The organism is Methylobacterium oryzae (assembly GCF_036441375.1).
GTDB lineage: Bacteria > Pseudomonadota > Alphaproteobacteria > Rhizobiales > Beijerinckiaceae > Methylobacterium > Methylobacterium oryzae_A.
On sequence record NZ_MLCA01000006.1, the window covers coordinates 17,826 to 36,863 of the forward strand.

Genomic DNA, 19,038 nt, shown 5'->3' on the forward strand with positions numbered 1-19,038 from the left:
CCCCTCCTCAGGCGGTCTTGTTCGGAACGAAGGGGAGCCGGGCCTCGGCGCCGGGGGCGAGGATCACGTAGGCCCGGCACCAGGGCTCGTCGTCGACGAGGCGCCAGGAATGGCCGGAGCCGGCCGTGTCCTCGGCGATGAGGATGTCACCGGGGCGGATCGTGAAGTGCGCGCCGGCCCTCGTCTGAAAGTCGAGGGTGCCGCGCAGGGTGATGACGAACTGCCGGGTCGGCGCCGCGTGCCACGCGTAGGTGCCGCCGGCCTGCGTCTCGCGGAAGGAGATCGAGACCACGTCGGTCGTCCCGCTGAGGACGTCGCCGCGCTCGCCGTGGGGCAGGTCGATGACGCCTTCCTCGAAGTAGGAATTGTCGTCGTCACCGGTCCAGATGCGTACGCAGCGGATCATCGGGCAGAGCTCCGGCTTCGGAACGGCGCCTCAGCGCCAGAGGTTGGTCTTGGCAAGGTCGATGATCTCGGTGCCGCGCCCGTCGATGACCGCCCGGGCGAGCCACATCCCGAAGCCCGTCACCTGCTCGAGGCCGACCTTCGGCGGCATCGACAGCTCCTGGCGGGCCGAGACGACGTCGAGCAGCGCCGGGCCGTCATGGGCGAGCATCTCGGCCATCGCGCCCGGCAGCGCGGCCGGGTCCTCCACGCGCCGGGCGAAGATGCCGGCCCCGCGCGCCATGGCGGCGAAGTCCGGGTTCACCAGCGCGACGCCGGTCTCGAGGAAGCCCGCCGCCTTCATCTCCATCTCGACGAAGCCCAGCGTGCCGTTGTTCAGCACCACGATCTTCACCGGCAGCTTGTGCTGGTTGAGGGTCAGCAGGTCGCCCATCAGCATGGCGAAGCCGCCGTCGCCGGAGAACGAGATGATCTGCCGCCCGGGATAGGCCGCCTGTGCGCCGATCGCCTGCGGCAGGGCGTTGGCCATCGAGCCGTGGTTCAGCGAGCCGATCAGCCGGCGCTTGCCGTTCATGGCGAGGTAGCGCGCCGCCCAGATCGTCGGCGTGCCGACGTCGAAGGTGAAGACCGCGTCCTCGGAGGCCGCCTCGCTGAGCGTCCGGGCGACGTATTGCGGGTGGATCTTGCCGCCGGGCTTGCCCACCGCCAGGGCGTCGAGCCCGGCGCGGGCCTTGCGGTAATGGGCGAGGCTGTCGTCGAGATGCGCCCGGTCGGTCTTGGCCTGCAGCTTCGGGAGCAGCGCCGCGATCGTCTCCCCGACGTCGCCGATCAGGCCGAGATCGATCCGGCAGTGGCGCCCGAGGCTCCCGGCCCGCAGGTCGACCTGCGCGACCTTGGCGTCCTCCGGGTAGAACTGGCGGTAGGGGAAGCCGGTGCCGAGCAGCAGCAGGGTGTCGCAGTCGAGCATCGCCCGGTAGCCCGACGAGAAACCGATCAGGCCGGTCATGCCGACGTCGTAGGGATTGTCCCACTCGACGTGCTCCTTGCCGCCGAGCGCGTGGACGACAGGCGCCTTCAGCGCCTCGGCGAGCTGCAGCAGCTCCGCGTGGGCGCCGGCGCAGCCGCGGCCGCAGAACAGGGTCACGCGCCCGGCCGCGTTGAGCATCCCGGCGAGCGCGTCGAGGTCGGCCTCGCGCGGGCGCACCACGGGCGGGGGCGGCACCAGGGCGGCGGAGAGTTCGGGCGCGTTCCCCGGCATGGCCATGAGGCCGACATCGCCGGGGATCACCACGACGGCGACCCCGCGCTCGGCGATGGCGACGCGCATCGCGGTCTCGATCACGCCGGGCAGCTGGGCCGGCGAGGAGACCAGCTCGCAGTAGTGGCTGCATTCCTGGAACAGGTTCTGCGGGTGCGTCTCCTGGAAGTAGCCCCGGCCGATCTCCGCCGAGGGGATCTGGGCCGCGATGGCCAGCACGGGCACGCGGGAGCGGTGCGCGTCGAACAGGCCGTTGATCAGGTGCAGGTTGCCCGGCCCGCAGGATCCGGCGCAGACCGCGAGCTCGCCGGTCAGGTGCGCCTCGGCGCCGGCCGCGAAGGCGGCGCTCTCCTCGTGGCGCGTGTGGATCCAGGCGATCGAGCCGTCCTGGCGCAGGGCCTCGGTCAGGCCGTTGAGGCTGTCACCGACCACGCCGTAGATGCGCCTCACGCCGGCCTGCGCCAGCGCCCGGACGAACAGATCGGCGACCTTCGTGCTCATGGTGTCTCGCTCAGCTGAGGGGGCGGCCGGACGGTCCCGGCGCACTTCAGGCGCCGGCCAGCCCGTGGCCGATCATCGTCCTGGGATCGCACACCGCGTCGAAGCGCTCGGCCGGGACGCCCGCGGCCAGGGCGGCCGCGCGCAGCGTCGTGCCCTCGTCGTTGGCGCGGTGGGCGATCTTCGAGGCGAGGTCGTAGCCGATCACCGGCGACAGAGCCGTGACCAGCATCAGCGACTGGTTCACGGTCTCGTCGATCCGCGTCCGGTTGAGTTCGGTGCCCGCGACCGAGTAGGTCCGGAACTTTTCGCAGGCGTCGCCCAGCACGCGGATCGAATGCAGCGTGTTGTTGATGATGATCGGGCGCATCGCGTTGAGCTCGAAGTTGCCCTGCGAGCCCGCGAAGGCGACCGCGTTGTCCTCGCCGATCACCTGGATGCAGACCATCACCATGGCCTCGCACTGGGTCGGGTTGACCTTGCCGGGCATGATCGAGGAGCCCGGCTCGTTGGCGGGCAGCAGCAGCTCGCCGAGGCCGCAGCGGGGCCCCGAGGCGAGCCAGCGCATGTCGTTGGCGATCTTCATCAGCGCGACTGCGAGCCCGCGCACCGCCGCCATGGCGGCGACCATGGCGTCCAGCGACCCCTGCGCGGCGAACTTGTTGGGCGCCGTGACGAACGGCTTGCCGGTGAGATCGGCGATCTTGGCGGCGATCTCCGCGCTGAACCCTTCCGGGGCGTTGAGGCCGGTGCCGACCGCGGTGCCGCCGGCCGCCAGCTTGTACAGCCCGGCGCGCGACGCCTCGACGAGGGCCAGCGCGTCGCGCATCTGGGCCACGTAGCCCGACCATTCCTGGCCGACGGTGAGCGGCGTCGCGTCCTGCAGGTGGGTCCGGCCGGTCTTGACCACGTCCATCCAGGCCCGCGCCTTGGCGTCGATCGCGTCGGCCAGCGCCCGCGCCTTGGGGAGCAGGACCTCGTCGAGTTCGAGCACCGTGGCGACGTGCATCGCGGTCGGGAAGGTGTCGTTCGACGACTGGCCCATGTTGACGTGGTCGTTCGGGTGGACAGGGCTCTTGGAGCCGAGCACACCGCCGAGGAGCTGGATCGCGCGGTTCGACAGCACCTCGTTGACGTTCATGTTGGACTGGGTGCCGGAGCCGGTCTGCCAGACGTAGAGCGGATAGTGCGCGTCGAGCTTGCCCGCGATCGTCTCGTCGGCGGCCTGGACGATGGCCTGCGCGCGCCAGTCCTCCAGGCGGCCGGCGGCGGCGTTGACCAGGGCGGCGGCCTTCTTGACGTAGCCGTAGGCGTGGTAGACCCGCTTGGGCATGCGATCGTCGCCGATCGAGAAATGCTGGAGCGAGCGCTGCGTCTGCGCGCCCCAGTAGCGGTCCGCCGGCACGTCGATCCCGCCCATCGAGTCCGTCTCGTGCCGCATCCCGGTGGCGGCGATGCCGATCGGAACGTCGCGCAGGATGGGGTGGCCCGGGGCAGACTCGTTCATCGTCATCCTTCTCGGTGTCGGACCGTCTGGCACAGTGCGAGACGGGTTCGGCGAACCGGGTGCGCTTTGACGTAAACGGTGGTATTAATTTCGGTCTTCGGTGGATATGTGCAGATTTTAAGAAAGCTGACTATTAAATCTTCACTTAAACCTAGTATTAAAAACGCCGACAAAACGCATTACAGATCATGAATGCGAATTGCCAGATAACATAGATCGGTGTCAAGCGTTCCGCCGCGCGGAGGCTGCAAAAACATTCCCGCGATTGGTCAATTTATAGCGCTTCTGCTCCCCGGAGCGGCTTTCGAGCCGGACAAGCGCGCGCTGCCGAAATGTCTGACTTGTGCGGCCTCCGTCGTGCCGAGATCGCAGGCCGGGCGATCCCACCGCAGCGGCGCGCCGTCGATCCGCACGGGCGCGTGCAGTCGGAGGGCAGGTCCCCACGCCGTGTCCTCGATCTCCGGGGCGTAATCCGCGTCCCGATATCCGCCGAAGGCGGGCCCCGGCGCGCTGCCGGGATGGTCCGTGAGCAGGCGCGCGGTCCGGGCCAGAGAGAGCCGCGCGGTGACGGCGTGCCCGTCGCGCTGCCGGGCGATCAGGCCTCGCACGGCCGCCGCCGCCATCAGGTAGCCGGTGGCGTGGTCGAGCGCCTGGACGGGCAGCGGCACCGGCCGGTCGGCCTGTTTCCACCGCTGCCCGGCCGCCGCGATGCCCGTCGCCATCTGGACGAGGCTGTCGAAGCCGCGCCGTCCGGCCCAAGGTCCGGTCCAGCCGTAGGCGCAGAGCGCGACGTCGATCAGGTCCGGGTTGAGTGCCCGGCGTCGCGCCGCGCCGTAGCCGAGCCGCTCCAGGGCGTCCGGGCGGTACCCGTGCACGAGGATGTCGGCCTCGGCGAGCAGGGTCTCGAAGTGCCGGCGGTCATCGACCTGCCGGAGGTCGAGGCGCGTGCAGACCTTGCCCAGGGTGACGTCGGGCGCCAGGGACGGTTCGTCCCAACCGGGCGGGTCGATCCGCAGGACGTCGGCCCCGAGGCCGGCCAGGACGCGCGTGGCCACCGGCCCGGCCAGGATGCGGGTCAGGTCGAGGACCCGGATCCCCGCGAGGGGACGGGCCGGGTCCGGGCGCCACGATGACCGGTGCTGGACGGGCCATTCCGCGACCGCCACGAGGGGTTCGGCCCGGACCGCCCGGCCCTGGTCCAGGCCCTCCCAGTCGTCCGGACCGCGCATCGCCGCGGCGCAGCCGCCGGCGCGCAGGATCGCCCCTTCCAGGTCCTCGGCCGCCGCGCGGGCCACGGCGGCCGCCACCGCCTCCCGCTCGCCCGGACAGTCGAGAACCGCCAGGGCGGCGGCGCGGTGACGGGGCGCGTTGGTGTGCAGCCGGATCCAGCCATCCGCCGCCCGGTAGTCGCCGGCGATCGGGTCCCAGGCGGCCGGCAGCGTCCAGCCGCACGGCCGCACCGAGGTGCCGAACCACGCCGAGGCTAGGTGACGGTCGACCGTGACGGCGCGCGCGCGTCCGGACAGGCCGAGGAGTTCGGAGACGGCGAGGCCGGCGGCACCGATCGACGCCGTCGCCAGCGCGGTGACCGGGAAGCAGGAGGGCAGGCTCCCGGTGCCGGTCACCGTCAGCCGGTCCCCGGCCTCGGGCGGCAGCGCCAGGGCCGCCAGCGCCTCCGCGAGGATCGTCGGCAGGGCGTCGTGGTCGGCATGTCGGTCGTGCATGGTCGCGGCCCTCGGTCGGTTCGCCCAGGCTGCCGGCCGTCGACGGAGCGATCAATCTTGATACATCTGATCAACATGACGGATTGGCTGGACCGCGCCGAAGTCCTCGACGCCCTCGGGATCCGGGCCCAGACGCTCTACGCCTATGTCAGCCGCGGGCTGATCGAGGCGCGGCGGGCGCCGGGCCGGCGCCACAGCCAGTACCGGGCCAGCGACGTCGCGACGCTCGCCGACCGGCGCGGCCGGAGCCGCGCCAGCGCGGCGATCGCCGCGGGGGCCATGGCCTGGGGCGAGCCGTCGGTCGTCACCGCGATCAGCACCGTCCACCGGGGCAGCCTGATCTACCGCGGCCGCGACGCCGTGGCGTTCGCCCGCCACGCGAGCCTGGAGGCGGCCGCGGACCTGTTGTGGGACAGCCCGGAGCCGACGCTGTTCGACGTTCCGGCCGGCGCCGCCGCGACGCCGTTCCTGGCGCTGGCCGGGCTCCTGCAGGGCGCAGAGGCCACGCTCGGCCGCGGGCATCCCCGCCTGTGCCGCGACGCGCGCCGCGCCGTCGCGCATCTCGCCGGCGCCTGCGGGATCCCCGCGGGACGGGCGCCCCTGCATCTCGGTCTCGCGCGGCTCTGGTCCCTCGACGCCGCGGCCGCCGACCGGGTCCGCCAGGCGATGGTGCTGCTGGCCGACCACGAGCTGAACGCCTCGACCTTCGCGACCCGCGTCGCCGCCTCCACGGGCGCGCCGGTCGCGGCCTGCCTCATGGCCGGGCTGAGCGCCCTGTCGGGCCCGCGCCACGGCGGCNACGATCTTCCTGCTCGGCCGGAGCCTGGGCTGGGCGGCGCACGCCATGGAGCAGGGCCGCCAGGGGACGCTGATCCGCCCGCGGGCCCGGTACGAGGGGCGGCGGAGCCCGGCGGACCGCCCCGGCCCGTAGCGGAAGGGCCGGCCCCGGTCCGCGCCCCGGTGCCGCCCCGCGCGGGGCGGCACCCGAACTCAGCCGAACATGTCGGGCTGGGTCTCGGCGATGTGGTTGTACAGCGTCTGGAAGTGCAGCCAGCCGATATAATCGCTGCCGACGTGCTCGCGGCTGTAGCGGGCGGTCTTCTCCGAGAGGAGCTGCGGCTTGATGCCGGAGGCCTCGACCAGGAGCTGCTGCTGGCAAGCCCGCTCGAGGGCGATGAACCAGAAGGCCGCGTCGTCGATGCTGTGCTGCGAGCAGGTCAGCAGGCCGTGGTTCTGGTGCAGCACGCCGCGGTTGCGGCCGATCTGCTGCGCGACCGAGAGGCCGCTCTCCTTCTCCACCGCCACGGCGCCCGCCGAGGCGCCGATCACGGCGTGGCTGTTGTAGAAGGCCGCCGCGTCTTGGCTGATCATGTCCAGCGGCCGGCCGGTGGCGCACCACGCGGTACCGTAGGTCGTGTGCGCGTGGCACATCGCCATGACCTCCGGGTACTCCTCGTGCACGGCGGCGTGGAGGACGAAGCCCGCCCGGTTGATGGCGTGGCGCCCCTCGACCACCCGGCCCTTGTGGTCGGCCAGGATCAGGTTCGACATCCGCACCTGCGAGAAGTGCACGCACATCGGGTTGGTCCAGTACAGCTCCGGACGCTCGGGATCGCGGATCGTCAGGTGTCCGGCGAAGCCGTAATCGAAGCCGTGCATCGCGAAGGCGCGGCAGGCGGCGACGAGGTGCTTCTTGCGGTAGTCCCGCTCCTCGGCGTGGTCGGCGAAGTCCGGGATCTCCGGGAAGATCAGGCCGGCCTGCTCGGGCTGGTAGATCGAGGTCCGCCTGCGGCCGGCATCGTCGTTCGGCAGGTCGAGGGCGACGGCCGCGTCGTGGGAATGATCGTCGAGCATGGCGTGTCCTCCGGTCGGTACGCCCGCCGGGCGGCCGGGAGCGCGGTGGCCGGCACTATCCTGCGCCCCCGGTTCGTTGACAAACGACGTTTTCTCACGCTTTTCGTGAATCTCATTCACGGATGGCCGATGCGCCGGATCCCGAGCTTCCCCGCCCTGCGGGCCTTCGAGGCGGCCGCGCGCCTCGGCAGCTTCGCGCGGGCGAGCGCGGAGCTGCACCTCACCCCCTCGGCGGTGAGCCACCAGATCCGCGCGCTGGAGCGCTGGTTCGGGCGCGCCCTGTTCCGCCGGGCGAACCGGCAGGCGACGCTCACCCCGGACGGCGAGCGCCTGCTCGCGGGGCTCTCCACCGCCTTCGACGCCATCGGGGCGGTCTGCGCGGAGCTCGGCCCGCCGCCGCCCGCGGGCCCCGCCTCCGCGCTCGCCGTCCACTGCACGCCGAGCTTCGCGGCGAAGTGGCTCGGGCCGCGGCTCCCCGCCTTCGTGGCGGCGCATCCCAGCATCACCCTTCGGCTCTCCACCAGCGCCGACCCGGTGGATCTCGGCCGGCAGGAGGGGATCGACATCCTGATCGCCTACGGGCGCCCGCCGCGCGGGCCCGGCGTGACGGTCGAATCCCTCGGCCCGGAGGAGATCGCCGCCCTGTGCACGCCGGAGATCGCCCGGGCCGCCCGGACGGGGGCGCCCGGATCGATCGGGCCCTTCACGCGGCTCGACTCGTCGTTCAGCCCCGTCCGCTGGCCGGAATGGTTCGTCCAGAACGGCCTGCCGGTGCCGACCGGGGCGGCGGGGGCGGCCTTCGACCGAGGTTCCCTGGTGATCTCGGCGGCCGTTCAGGGGCTCGGCGTCGCTCTGGAGACCCTGCGGTTCGCCCGGGACGAGCTCGCCGCCGGGCAGCTGGTGCGCCTCGGCGACGGCCAGGTCGAGAGCCTGATCCGCGACCTCCACTTCATCTGCTACCGCGAGCGCGACGGGTCCCTGGAGAAGATCCGGGCGTTCCGGCGCTGGCTCCTGGACGTCGAGGCGGAGAGCCGGGCGGTCCCGGCCTGACGCGGGGGCGCGCGGCGGCCCGCCATCGCGTCACATGGTTCGAACCGACGGTGCCCGTCTTGTCATGCGTCGGGGCTCACCGGCTCTCGGAACCGCTCTAGGTGCAGGTCCAACAAGGCGAGCGCGGCGGGGATCGGATCCCGACAGACCGCGCGCCGCTCAGGGAGACAAACCCCCATGTCCCTATCCGCCAAGCTGCAGCGGCGCGCCGACGAGGGCCGGCCCGTCCGGGTCGGCCTGATCGGCGCCGGCAAGTTCGGCTCGATGTACCTGTCGCAGGCGCCGCGCACGCCCGGCATCCACCTCGTCGCGGTGGCCGACCTGTCGCCGGACCGGGCGCGCGAATCGCTGCGCCGGGTCGGCTGGGACGACGCCCGGTTCGCCGCGCGCGGGCTGGAGGAGGCCGCGCGCGGCGGCACGACCCTCGTGACCGAGGATGCCGACGCCATGATCGCGAGCCCGTTCGTGGACATCGTCATCGACGCCACCGGCAGCCCGGCCGCCGGCATCCGCCACGCGCTGAAGGCCTTCGCGCACGGGAAGCACGTCGTGATGGTCAACGTCGAGGCCGACGTGCTGGCCGGGCCGCTGCTGGCGCGCCGGGCGGCCGAGGCCGGGGTGATCTACTCCATGGCCTCGGGCGACCAGCCGGCGCTCATCGCCGAGCTGGTCGACTGGGCCCGCACCATCGGGCTGGAGGTGATCTGCGCCGGCAAGGGCACCAAGTACCTCCCGGCCTACCACGCCTCCACGCCCGACACGGTCTGGGGCCATTACGGCTTCAGCGAGAGTCAGGTCGCGGGCGGCGACTTCAACCCGCAGATGTTCAACTCCTTCCTCGACGGCACCAAGTCTGCCCTGGAGATGGCCGCGGTGGCCAATGCCTGCGGGCTGACCCCGCCGCGCGACGGCCTCGCCTTCCCGCCCTGCGGCGTCGACGACCTGCCGAGCATCCTGAAGCCCGCGGCGGATGGCGGCCTCCTCACCGAGCGCGGCACCGTCGAGGTGGTCTCGTCGGTGGAGCGGGACGGGCGGCCGGTCTTCCGGGACCTGCGCTGGGGCGTCTACGCGGTGTTCGAGGCGCCGAGCCCCTACGTGCGCGACTGCTTCGCCCAGTACGGCCTCAAGACCGATTCGAGCGGCCGGTTCGCCGCGACCTACAAGCCCTATCACCTGATCGGGCTCGAGCTCGGCATCTCGGTCGCCTCCATCGCGGTCCGCGGCGAGGCGACGGGGGCGACGGGCGACTGGCGCGGCGACGTCGCCGCCACCGCCAAGCGGCCGCTGCGGGCCGGCGAGCGGCTCGACGGCGAGGGCGGGTTCACCGTCTACGGCAAGCTGATGCCGGCGGCGGATTCCCTGGCGCAGGACGCCCTGCCGATCGGCCTCGCCCACAACATGGTCCTCAAGACCGACGTGCCCGCCGGCCGCACCGTGCGCTGGTGCGACGTCGCCTTCGATGCCGGTCAGGAGGCGATCCGCGTCCGGCGCGAGATGGAGGACCTGTTCCGCGGGACGGCGGGGCGGGCCGCCGGGTAGGGCCTCAGGCGCGCCGGCCGGCCGTGCGCCCTGTCGGTGAGCGCCCGACGAGCTTCCGGAACGTGCGGCTCATGGCGCTGGCGCTCGTGAAGCCCGATCGCGCGGCGACCTCCGCCATCGACCCCGCGCCGGAGCGGATCAGGGCCTCGGCCCGGCCGACGCGCTCGCGCATGATGTACTGGTAGGGGGTCACCCCGGTGGTCTGGCGGAAGGCCCGGATGAAGTAGCCCTCGCTCAGCCCGACGATGCCGGCCAGGGCGGAGACGGTGATCTCCCGGTCCAGGTGCTCCCGGATATACGCGCAAGCCCGTCCGGCCTGCGACGCCGAGAGGTCGGGCGTCGCCGACCGGCCCGGCGCGCGCGCGGCGACGACCGAGCGCAGGACCGCCAGGTGGAGGCTCTCGATCAGCAGCGGGTCGGGCGACGGATCGTCCCGGTGTGCGCAAGCCAGCGCGTCGAGGATGTGACAGGTGCTGCGGCAGGCGCGGAGATCGCGCCCGTCCGAGGCGAAGGCGATCTTGCCGATCGGCGCTTCCGCCAGCCGCTCGACGGCCGCGGCCGAGAAGGAGAGGACGCGGCCGGCATACGGACCCACCCACCGGGTCGTGCCGTTCAGGCCGGGGCGCCGGACCAGCAGGCCCTCGCGCTCGCTCAGCCGCGCCGCGACCTCGTAATCGACCGCGTGGTGCGCGCCCGCGGGCTGCGTGCTGGCGGCGACCTCGAGGCCGGTGACCGCGTGCGTGCTCCACCCGCCGACGGGGAAGCGGAAATCGACGAAGGCGATCCCCGGGCGGTCGCGGTCGCTCGGCGCGTAGCAGGTCAGTTTGGGACGGCCGGAGAGGTGCCCGGAACTGCCGCTGGTGGCGTACGCGAACGTCTCGGCTGTGCGCTCGGCTGTGCTGTCCATGCGGACTTGTCGATCCCGGTGTCGTCGCGCCGGCGCCCCGGTCTCGGCCCGAGGCGGAGGAGGGCGGCCCCGCGGCCGCCCTCCCGGTCTCAGACCGTCAGCGCAGGGAGCCTGTCACGCCGCCGACGACACCGCCGACCGCGCCGAGCACGCTGCCCACCAGGCCGCTCACCAGACCGCCGACCTGGCCGACGACCCCCGAGACCGCACCGAGTTCCTGGCTCGCGTCGACCCCGAGGCCGACGGTGAGGCCGACCCCGAGGCCGCCGCCGACCTGGTCCAGCTCGGCAGCGCTCAACTCGCGGACGGTATCGATGCTGTCCTGCATGATCGTTCTCCAGATTGAGATTCAGGAAGAAGGTTATTCTGCTCGATCTATTGCCTGATCGTAGCGTCGAGGCGCTTTGGACGTCGGCGCCTGCCTTTAGGATTACAGAGATGTGCTTCGTGTCAATCGGTCCCGAGCGATCGATACGGTACGCGGTCGCCCGAAATCGGCCGATGCGCAAAAACTGACAGGGCTTGCCTTTGCTGGACCGTGCTCCAGGCGTCGCCGCCTCGGTCGCCCCGCGCGCTGGGAAGTGGCGCGTTCCATCGCTGTAGCCGAGGCCGGATCTTTGCGGTGCAGCATCAGATAGCGCAAAAACTGACATGATTTCGCGCCGCAAAACCAGTCAGGAACTAAATTCCACTAAGTCTCTGATCAGGCTGAATTTTATACCATAAATGCGACGTTCTGACGCAGCAGAAAGTATTCAAAATTCGCTGTGATCGGAAGTGTTGACACGCAACTCCTGCGATGCGACCGAGTAAGGGAGAGGATGCGCGGAGCGTTATCCTCGAAGACGGTCGATTCCTTCAGGAAGGTTGCTTTCTCCGGGTGCCAAGTCCGCTCTTTCGACTTGAGGTCATCGAGGCACGACGCAATGCGTGGCTGGGCGAGGCGCAGATCATCCAGCCTTTGCCGATTCGCATCGTGGCCCTGGCCTGCGTGATCATGGCGGCGGCGTTCGGCCTCTATGCCTGGCAGGGCACCTACACGCGCCGGATCCACGCCGTCGGCCTGCTCGCCCCCGATATCGGGCTGATCAGCCTCGCCAGCCCGGTGGCGGGGCGCGTCGGCTCGACCGGCGTTCGGGAGGGTGACAAGGTCGCCCGCGGGCAGCTCCTGTACACGATCGACCTCGACGCCGTGTCGTCGAGCGGTCCCACCCAGGAGCGCGTAATCGCCGAGCTGGAGCGTCAGCGCCAGAGCGTTGAGCGGCAGCGGGCCGCGCGGGCCGATCTGGCCGGCACCGAGCGTCAGGCCTTGCGCGAGCAGGTGGCGAATTTGAGCGAGCAGTCCGCCCAGCTCGCCAAGCAGATCGACCTGCAGGACAAGCTCGTGCCGCCGCTCCGGGCGCGGGTCGAGGAACTTGCCGACGCTGTGGCGCGCGGCTACGCCCGCGCCGCCGACTTCCAGAGCCAGAACTACCTCTACATGCAGGCGAGCGCGCAGCTCGCCCAGTTCCAGCAGAGCCGCCTCCAGATCGACGGCAAGCTCGCCGACACGAGGTCCCAGCTCGCCGCCTACGACGACCGGCTGGCCCGCGACCTCGCCGATCTGGACCGGACCGCCGCCCAGCTGGCGCAGCAGAAGGCCGAGAGCGAGGCGCGCCGCGCCATCGAGGTCCGGGCGCCGGAGGCCGGGACCCTGACGTCGATCCGCGCGCAGGCCGGCCAGACCGTGGCGGCCGGGGCGACGCTCCTGACCCTGCTGCCGAGCGCCGGGCGCCTCCAGGCCAACCTGTTCGTGGATTCGTCGGCCATCGGCTTCGCCGAGGCCGGCGCGCCCGTGATGCTGCGCTACGCCGCCTTCCCGTTCCAGCGCTTCGGCCTGCACCGCGGCGTCGTCACCGAGGTCACGCGCGCGCCGCTGGGCAGCGACGACGCGCCCGATTTCGCGCGGCGCGCCGCCGCCCGGGGGGAGGGAACCGACCTCTACCGCATCGTCGTCCGGCCGGATTCCGACACCGTGCTGGCCTACGAGGAGCGGCGCAGCCTCGAGGCGGGGATGCGGGTCGAGGCCGATATCGCCCTGGAGAAGCGGTCGCTCTACCGCTGGCTGCTCGATCCGGTGGCGCATGTCCGGGAGAGCCTCGCCCTCGTCACGCGCGGCGGCCTCGACGCCCTGCCGGTCCGGAAGGCCGCGCCGTGACGGCGCCGTCCCGCGCCGCCCGGCTGGATTTCGGGCTCCGCCGCCGGGTGCCGGTCGTGCTGCAGGCCGAGGCCGCCGAGTGCGGCATGGCCTGCCTCGCCATGGTCCTGGCCTATCACGGGCGCCAGATCGACCTCGCGACGCTGCGGCGGCGCCATCCCCTGTCCCTCAAGGGCATGACCCTGCGCAACCTGATCGACCTCTGCGGCGCGCAGGGCCTGACCGCCCGCGCCCTGCGGGTCGAGCTCACGGATCTGCCCCGGCTCCGGCTGCCCTGCATCCTGCACTGGGGCCTCAACCACTTCGTGGTGCTGACCCGGGTCGAGCGCGGCGGCCTCGTCATCAACGATCCGGGCCGGGGCCGGCGCCGGATCGGCCTCGCGGAGGCGTCGCGGGAATTCACCGGCGTCGCCCTGGAGGCGGTGCCCAACCCGGCCTTCCGGCGCGAGCGGGCCGCCCCGGGCCTGCGGCTGCGCGACCTGTTCCGCAACATGGCCGGCATCCGCGCCGCCCTGGCCCAGATCCTGGCCCTGTCGCTGGGAATCGAGCTCGTCGCCCTGCTGATGCCCATCGCCTCGCAGGTCGTGATCGACGAGGTGATCGTGAACGCCGACCACGACCTGCTCCTCGTGGTGGCGATCGGCCTCGCGCTGCTGCTGCTGCTCCAGCTCGGCCTCAGCATCGCCCGCACCTGGGCGATCATGCTGGCCGGGACCCGGCTGAACTACCAGTGGTCGGCCGGCCTGTTCGACCACCTGTCGCGGCTGCCCCTCGACTATTTCGAGAAGCGCCATGTCGGCGACGTGATCTCGCGGTTCGGCTCCCTGGCGACCATCCAGAAGGGCCTGACGACCGACCTCGTCCAGGCCATGCTCGACGGGCTCATGGCGGTCGGCATGCTGGTCATGCTGACGGTCTACGGCGGCTGGCTGGTCGCCGTGGTCCTGGCCTCGACGGCGCTCAACGCGGTCCTGCGGGTCCTCGCCTACGGCGCCTACCGGGAGGGGAGCGAGGAGGCCCTCGTGGCCGAGGCCCGCCAGCAGACGCACTTCATCGAGACGGTCCGCGGCATGGCGAGCGTCAAGCTCCTCGACCTGCGCGAGCGGCGCGGCGGCGCCTGGATGAACCACTTCGTCACGGCCCTGAACGCCCGGCTGCGGCTGCAGCGCCTCGACCTCGTGTTCGGCCGCGCCAACGAGTTCCTGTTCGGCCTGGACCGGCTGATCCTGCTGGTGCTCGGCGCCCGCGCAGTCATCGGCGGGTCGCTGTCGCTCGGCATGCTGGTGGCCTTCCTGGCCTATCGCGACCAGTTCGCCACCCGGATCGGCAGCCTGATCGACGCGTGGTTCAAGCTGCGCATGCTCGACGTGCAGACCGACCGGCTCGCCGACATCGTGCTGTGCGAGCCCGAGGCGCAGGATCTCGCCGCCGCGGAGCCCGCCCCGCAGGCCGCCGCGGCACCGGTCGTCGCCCTGAAAGCCGGCTCGCTCGGCGGCGCGGGCCTGGGGCTGCGCTACGGGGCCGACGAGCCCTGGATCTTCCGCGGCGTCTCGCTGTCGGTCCGGGCGGGCGCCTGCTTCGCGATCACCGGCCCCTCGGGATGCGGCAAGACCTCGCTCATGAAGGTGATGATGGGCCTGACGCCGCCCACCGAGGGGACCGTCACCGCCGACGGTCAGGACATCCGCACCGCCGGGGCCTACCGGCGCCGGATCGCCGGCGTGATGCAGAGCGACGGCCTGTTCGCCGGCTCGATCGCCGAGAACATCGCGGCCTTCGACGAGCATCCGGACGCGGGCTGGATCGCCGAATGCGCCGCCCGGGCGGCGATCCTGGACGACATCCGCCGCATGCCGATGGGTTTCGAGAGCCTCGTCGGCGACATGGGCTCGACCCTGTCGGGCGGCCAGAAGCAGCGCGTCGTGCTGGCCCGGGCCCTCTACCGGCGGCCCGAGATCCTGTTCCTCGACGAGGCCACGAGCCATCTCGACGAGGCCACCGAGGCGGTGATCGCCCAGGCGCTGCGGGACCTGCGGATGACGCGGGTCATCGTCGCCCACCGCCCGGCGACGATCGCCCACGCGGACGCGGTGTTCGATTTCCCCGCCCAAGTCCGGGGCCCGGTGGATCTGGCCGCCGCGGGCTGACGCTGCGCCTCAGGTGAGGGCGGGCCGGAGGTCGCCCGGCGCCAGGCCGAAGCGCTTGCGGAAGCCGCGGTTGAAGGTCGGTACGTCGGTGAAGCCGCACGCGTAGGCGATCGTGGCGATCCGCATCTTGTCGTGGCGAGGACCCTCGAGGCGCCGGCGCGCGAGGTCGAGGCGCGCGTCGCGGATCGCCGCCGCGATGCCGCCGGTCTCCGCGAAGGCGCGGTACAGGCTTGTCCGCGAGAGACCCAGCGCGCGCTGGATATCCTGCGGGTTCAGGTCGGGATCGTGCATCCGCCGCGCGATGTGGGCGCGGGCGAGCGAGACGACGGCCGCCTGCGAGACCGCCTCCGGATCGCCGCGCCGGGCCGCGCCGTCGACGAGGTGGCCGAGGAGGTGGAGCACGCCCTCGATCGCCGCCTGCGCCTCGTCCGCGGACATCCAGGCGATCGCCCCGGCGACGCCGCGCAGCCGGGCCCGGACCTCCGCCCCGGACGGGTGCGGGGTGAGGCTGCGGCCCGCGAAGGCCTCGGCGTCGCCGACAAAGGCCTCGAACATCTCGCGCGGCACGGCGAGGCGGATCTCGTCGTAGGCGCTCTGGGTGCCGGCCACGAAGGGCCGGTTCCGCGACAGGAAGCCGATGTCGCCCGGGGTCAGCTGGGCCCCGCGGCCGTTCTGCTCCTGGTAGCCGATCCCGTCGAGGGCGAGGCCGATTACCACCATCGCGCGGGCGTTCCGGTCGACGTGGCGGGACCGGAATTCCAGCGCGACCGGGCTGCTGACCGTGTGGGTCAGCGACCAGCCGGCCGAGGCCACGGTCAGGCGCTTGGCCGAGAACCGCTCCCGGGGGTGGCGCCGGCCGATATCGCCGAACGCGGCGAGGGCCGTGCAGCGCCAGAAGTCGAAGGCCTGCTTGGGGTCGACATGGCCTGTCGTCTCGACGAGGCTCGGGACAAGCACCGGGCTAGACACGTGTGACATCCCCGTCGTGCCCGTCGGCCCTCCCAACGCCTGCGCAACTCTATCGTGTGAATCTTGCCGGATTGGCAACCGACGCCGCCCGGTCCGGCCCCGCGGGTCGGAAGCCCGCGCCGCCCCCGGCGCGCCCTACGCGACGGCCTGCCCTGACAGGCCGCGCGGTCCGGCGAGGAGCAGGGCCGCGCTCGCCGCGAGGACGCTCGTGATCACCGCGAACATCGCGTGCGGCCCGTAGGCCGAGAGGATCGGCAGGAGGATGATCGGCGCCAGCGCGGCCGCGACCCGGCCGCCGGCCCAGGCGCAGGTCATGGCCGAGGCCCGCAGCGGGGTCGGGAGCAGCTCCGTCGCGTAGACGGCGAGGATGCTGCCGTAGGTCGCCGCCGCGGTGTTGAAGGCGATGCCGACCGCGACCAGGGTCAGGAACGTGCCGCTCGCCGCGAAGGCCGTGCCGAGGGCCGCCATCGCCGCCGCCAGGGCCGTCAGGCAGGCGCGCCGCTCGAGCCGGTCGATCACGAGCGCGGTCAGCAGGGTGCCCAGCGGCGGGCCGATCATCGACAGCGCGGCGAAGACGAGGGATTGATCGACCTTGAAGCCCTTCTCCACCATCACGACGGCGCTGAGCAGCGGGAAGGCGATCGTCGCCAGAGGGGCGAGGGTGTAGAGCCCGACGAACAGGGCCGTCCGGCGCAGCTGGCGCGTCTCGGCGAACAGCGCGCGGAAACCGGCGGACCCGGCACCGGTCGCGGCCGGCGCCGGGTCCGGGCCCGCGTGGACGACGACCGGCATCCGGCCGGCCGCCCGCTCGAACAGGCGGCAGGCGCCGTCGGCCTCGACGGGGCGCCCGACCGAGGCGAGCCACCGCGGCGATTCCGGCAGCCGCGCGAACAGGATGCCGCCGAGCGCCGCCAGCGCGCCCCCGAGGATCAGCGCCCAGCGCCACGGCTCGATCCCGAGCGGCGCGCCCGGTGCGAGCGCCTGGATCAGGACGATGGCGGCCAGGCCGCCGAGGAGCCCGATGCCGGCGCAGATGAGCAGCGTCGCGCCGCGACGGCGCGCGGGCGTCACCTCCGCGAGGTAAGTGGCGACCAGGGGCGGGAAACCGCCGATCGCGAACCCCGAGACCGTCCGGGCGACGGTCAGCGCCGTGAGCCCCTGGCTCGCGGCGGCGGCCAGCGATCCGGCGGCCATCAGCGCGAGGGAGGCCTGGAGCGCGCGCCTGCGGCCGAGGCGGTCCCCCAGCATCCCGAAGACGGGCGCGCCCACGGCCCCGCCGGCGAAGACGGAGGCGAGGAGCAGCGAGAGACTGCCCCGCGGCATGTTGTGGGGCGGCGCGAGGAAGAGGGCCGCCAGGGCGTTGCTCAGGGCGACTTCGGCGATGTCGGTGAACAGGCCCAGCGTGCAGATCGCGAGGGCCGCCGCGTGAAGCCGCGTGATCGGCAGGGAATCGAGGCGCCGCGTGACGGCCTCGACCGACCCGTCCGCCTGCGCGGCGGCTTCGGAGGATCTCGCGGCCTGGGTTCGGGCGTCGATCAAACGTGTCGGTCCTCCTCGGACCGGAGCGTGTGCGCAACCGGTGACGCACCGCCATAGCGTCGCGCTCCGCGCCGGCAAATGGGATTGTGTTCACCAAGGCACCATGTGTGCCGCGGCCACGGGGCACCGGCCGCATCGGGAGCGGCGCCCCGCGCCCTGCGGGTGATCCGGAGTTGCCGATCGGTACTCTCCGAAAGAGGCTGTTTGCGATCCTCTTTGGGCATGCTGAAGATTGCATGGGCTCCCGAAGGCGGCCGGTATTCGCCGCCGCTCCACGTCGACGCGCGATGACTTTCTGCCTCCTGCGCACAGCTTCGCGATTAGCCAGGCTCGGCGCTCCCTCAGCCACCGAGCGCGGGAATCCCGAACGCATCGCGCTGTTGAAGTCGCGGGTTCCGGCGGACGGCCCATCGGCTCTCCTCAGTCGTCAAGCTCTCCCCGCATCGGTCCGATGCCATCAGAAGGGTTTCACGTGGTCGCCGTAAGGAAATCTATCCTCTCCACCTTTGCGGGTCTGGGCGTGAGGGTCGCGAGGCTGCCGGTCATGCAAGGGTACCTGTTCAATGCAATGCGCCTGGATAGGGCAGAGACAGGCGGGCTTGTCAGGGACGAGAATCTGAGATTTCTCGGCTATTGCATGGCGCGCAGGGATTCCTCGAGGGCGCAGATCCTGCAAGACCTCTGGGCCTGTTTCGAGCTCGGCGAGAAGACGGGCGGCTTCTTCGTCGAGTTCGGGGCAACGAACGGTCTGAAGAACAGCAACACGTGGCTTCTCGAGAAAAAACTCGGGTGGAAAGGGATTCTGGCGGAGCCAAATCCGGTCTGGCACGCCGACCTGTTGCGGAACAGGGACGCGTTCATCGAGACGAAGTGTGTTTCCTCGAAGTCCGGAGAGACGGTCGCGTTCGTCACGACCGACGATACCGACCCCGAATTGAGCGGGATCGAGAAATTTTCCGACGCCGATCATTTCTCCGAGACGCGAAGCCGGGGCCGACGCATCGAGTTGGAGACGATTTCCCTGGATGACCTGCTGAGCAAGTACGATGCGCCCGCGGTCATCGACTACATGTCGATCGATACGGAGGGGAGCGAGCTGGAGATCCTGTCGTCCTACAGCTTCCGGCACAAATTCCGAACACTCTCGATCGAGAACAACCGCAAGAACGGTCGGGCGGTCGATGAAATTCTCGTGTCGAAGGGCTATAGAAGGGTGTTCCCGCAATTTTCACAATGGGACAGCTGGTATGTCTCCGCGGAGCTGCGCGGCTCGACGCCGCTCGCTATCGTCGCGCCGGAGGCCTGAAACCCGCTCCTGCTCGACTGCCGGTCACCGATGTTCTCGATAGTCGGCAATCGACTGCTCGACGATTAAGAGGCCACGTCTGCTTGCCAGGTGCTCCGGTCGCGCGAGCATCCCGCACCATCGTGGATGAGGCCGCGT

Annotated in this window: 15 protein-coding genes and 1 pseudogene; 6 read left to right on the forward strand and 10 right to left on the reverse strand. The window is 71.6% G+C overall.

Annotation, left to right across the window (positions count from 1 at the left end; genetic code table 11):
* Positions 1-7: 7 nt before the first annotated feature.
* From MOTC310_RS10340 to MOTC310_RS10360, 5 genes are all read right to left on the reverse strand, one after another.
* Positions 8-406 carry a cupin domain-containing protein gene (locus MOTC310_RS10340; protein ID WP_331301703.1) on the reverse strand — a complete coding sequence of 133 codons (399 nt, stop codon included), beginning with the start codon at positions 404-406 and terminating at the stop codon, positions 8-10.
* 30 nt (positions 407-436) lie between these two features.
* The gene (gene poxB, locus MOTC310_RS10345; RefSeq protein WP_331301704.1) at positions 437-2,164 is read right to left on the reverse strand and encodes a ubiquinone-dependent pyruvate dehydrogenase; all 1,728 of its coding nucleotides are present in this window, start codon (positions 2,162-2,164) and stop codon (positions 437-439) included.
* A gap of 46 nt (positions 2,165-2,210) precedes the next feature.
* Positions 2,211-3,668, reverse strand: a complete 1,458-nt coding sequence (gene fumC, locus MOTC310_RS10350) for a class II fumarate hydratase (protein WP_419539887.1) — start codon at positions 3,666-3,668, stop codon at positions 2,211-2,213.
* A 269-nt stretch (positions 3,669-3,937) separates the two neighbouring features.
* Complete coding sequence (locus MOTC310_RS10355) at positions 3,938-5,392, reverse strand: CoA transferase (protein ID WP_331301706.1); 1,455 nt, start codon at positions 5,390-5,392, stop codon at positions 3,938-3,940.
* A gap of 51 nt (positions 5,393-5,443) precedes the next feature.
* Complete coding sequence (locus MOTC310_RS10360; protein WP_331301707.1) at positions 5,444-6,079, reverse strand: hypothetical protein; 636 nt, start codon at positions 6,077-6,079, stop codon at positions 5,444-5,446.
* On the opposite strand from MOTC310_RS10360, the pseudogene MOTC310_RS10365 reads away from it, so the two are divergent.
* Positions 6,059-6,133: pseudogene (locus tag MOTC310_RS10365) on the forward strand (citrate/2-methylcitrate synthase); the annotation flags it as partial. The gene MOTC310_RS10360 and the pseudogene MOTC310_RS10365 sit on opposite strands and share 21 nt — an antisense overlap.
* 249 nt (positions 6,134-6,382) lie before the next feature.
* Here the strand turns inward: MOTC310_RS10365 and MOTC310_RS10370 are convergent.
* Entirely contained in the window at positions 6,383-7,246 is an 864-nt protein-coding gene (locus tag MOTC310_RS10370) for a class II aldolase/adducin family protein (RefSeq protein WP_331301708.1), read from the reverse strand.
* Positions 7,247-7,375: 129 nt separating this feature from the next.
* On the opposite strand from MOTC310_RS10370, the gene MOTC310_RS10375 reads away from it, so the two are divergent.
* Both MOTC310_RS10375 and MOTC310_RS10380 read left to right on the forward strand, forming a co-directional pair.
* Entirely contained in the window at positions 7,376-8,296 is a 921-nt protein-coding gene (locus MOTC310_RS10375) for a LysR substrate-binding domain-containing protein (protein ID WP_331302217.1), read from the forward strand.
* A 177-nt stretch (positions 8,297-8,473) separates the two neighbouring features.
* Positions 8,474-9,835 carry an NAD(P)H-dependent oxidoreductase gene (locus MOTC310_RS10380; RefSeq protein WP_331301709.1) on the forward strand — a complete coding sequence of 454 codons (1,362 nt, stop codon included), beginning with the start codon at positions 8,474-8,476 and terminating at the stop codon, positions 9,833-9,835.
* 4 nt (positions 9,836-9,839) lie between these two features.
* Here the strand turns inward: MOTC310_RS10380 and MOTC310_RS10385 are convergent, their stop codons facing one another.
* A complete protein-coding gene (locus MOTC310_RS10385) occupies positions 9,840-10,742 on the reverse strand; it encodes an AraC family transcriptional regulator (protein WP_331301710.1) in 903 nt (300 codons plus the stop codon).
* Between the two features lie 97 nt (positions 10,743-10,839).
* On the reverse strand, positions 10,840-11,070 hold the full coding sequence (locus tag MOTC310_RS10390; RefSeq protein WP_012321783.1) for a hypothetical protein: 231 nt from the start codon (positions 11,068-11,070) through the stop codon (positions 10,840-10,842).
* A 552-nt stretch (positions 11,071-11,622) separates the two neighbouring features.
* On the opposite strand from MOTC310_RS10390, the gene MOTC310_RS10395 reads away from it, so the two are divergent.
* On the forward strand, positions 11,623-12,939 hold the full coding sequence (locus MOTC310_RS10395) for an HlyD family secretion protein (protein WP_331301711.1): 1,317 nt from the start codon (positions 11,623-11,625) through the stop codon (positions 12,937-12,939).
* Positions 12,936-15,086 carry a peptidase domain-containing ABC transporter gene (locus MOTC310_RS10400; protein ID WP_331301712.1) on the forward strand — a complete coding sequence of 717 codons (2,151 nt, stop codon included), beginning with the start codon at positions 12,936-12,938 and terminating at the stop codon, positions 15,084-15,086. The genes MOTC310_RS10395 and MOTC310_RS10400 overlap by 4 nt, the downstream gene beginning before the upstream one ends.
* Before the next feature lie 9 nt (positions 15,087-15,095).
* Here the strand turns inward: MOTC310_RS10400 and MOTC310_RS10405 are convergent, their stop codons facing one another.
* Both MOTC310_RS10405 and MOTC310_RS10410 read right to left on the reverse strand, forming a co-directional pair.
* Entirely contained in the window at positions 15,096-16,055 is a 960-nt protein-coding gene (locus MOTC310_RS10405; RefSeq protein WP_331294478.1) for a helix-turn-helix domain-containing protein, read from the reverse strand.
* A gap of 135 nt (positions 16,056-16,190) precedes the next feature.
* The gene (locus MOTC310_RS10410; protein ID WP_331301713.1) at positions 16,191-17,594 is read right to left on the reverse strand and encodes an MFS transporter; all 1,404 of its coding nucleotides are present in this window, start codon (positions 17,592-17,594) and stop codon (positions 16,191-16,193) included.
* Positions 17,595-18,138: 544 nt separating this feature from the next.
* On the opposite strand from MOTC310_RS10410, the gene MOTC310_RS10415 reads away from it, so the two are divergent.
* Entirely contained in the window at positions 18,139-18,900 is a 762-nt protein-coding gene (locus tag MOTC310_RS10415; RefSeq protein ID WP_331301714.1) for an FkbM family methyltransferase, read from the forward strand.
* Positions 18,901-19,038: the final 138 nt, after the last annotated feature.

What these genes read in the sequence shown, in the direction of transcription:
- MOTC310_RS10370 (WP_331301708.1), bottom strand. Translation starts at nt 7,246, where the DNA reads ATGCTCGACGATCATTCCCACGACGCGGCCGTCGCCCTCGACCTGCCG.
- MOTC310_RS10340 (WP_331301703.1), bottom strand. Translation starts at nt 406, where the DNA reads ATGATCCGCTGCGTACGCATCTGGACCGGTGACGACGACAATTCCTAC.
- MOTC310_RS10380 (WP_331301709.1), top strand. Translation starts at nt 8,474, where the DNA reads ATGTCCCTATCCGCCAAGCTGCAGCGGCGCGCCGACGAGGGCCGGCCC.
- MOTC310_RS10385 (WP_331301710.1), bottom strand. Translation starts at nt 10,742, where the DNA reads ATGGACAGCACAGCCGAGCGCACAGCCGAGACGTTCGCGTACGCCACC.
- MOTC310_RS10390 (WP_012321783.1), bottom strand. Translation starts at nt 11,070, where the DNA reads ATGCAGGACAGCATCGATACCGTCCGCGAGTTGAGCGCTGCCGAGCTG.
- MOTC310_RS10415 (WP_331301714.1), top strand. Translation starts at nt 18,139, where the DNA reads ATGCAAGGGTACCTGTTCAATGCAATGCGCCTGGATAGGGCAGAGACA.
- MOTC310_RS10375 (WP_331302217.1), top strand. Translation starts at nt 7,376, where the DNA reads ATGCGCCGGATCCCGAGCTTCCCCGCCCTGCGGGCCTTCGAGGCGGCC.
- poxB (WP_331301704.1), bottom strand. Translation starts at nt 2,164, where the DNA reads ATGAGCACGAAGGTCGCCGATCTGTTCGTCCGGGCGCTGGCGCAGGCC.
- MOTC310_RS10355 (WP_331301706.1), bottom strand. Translation starts at nt 5,392, where the DNA reads ATGCACGACCGACATGCCGACCACGACGCCCTGCCGACGATCCTCGCG.
- fumC (WP_419539887.1), bottom strand. Translation starts at nt 3,668, where the DNA reads ATGAACGAGTCTGCCCCGGGCCACCCCATCCTGCGCGACGTTCCGATC.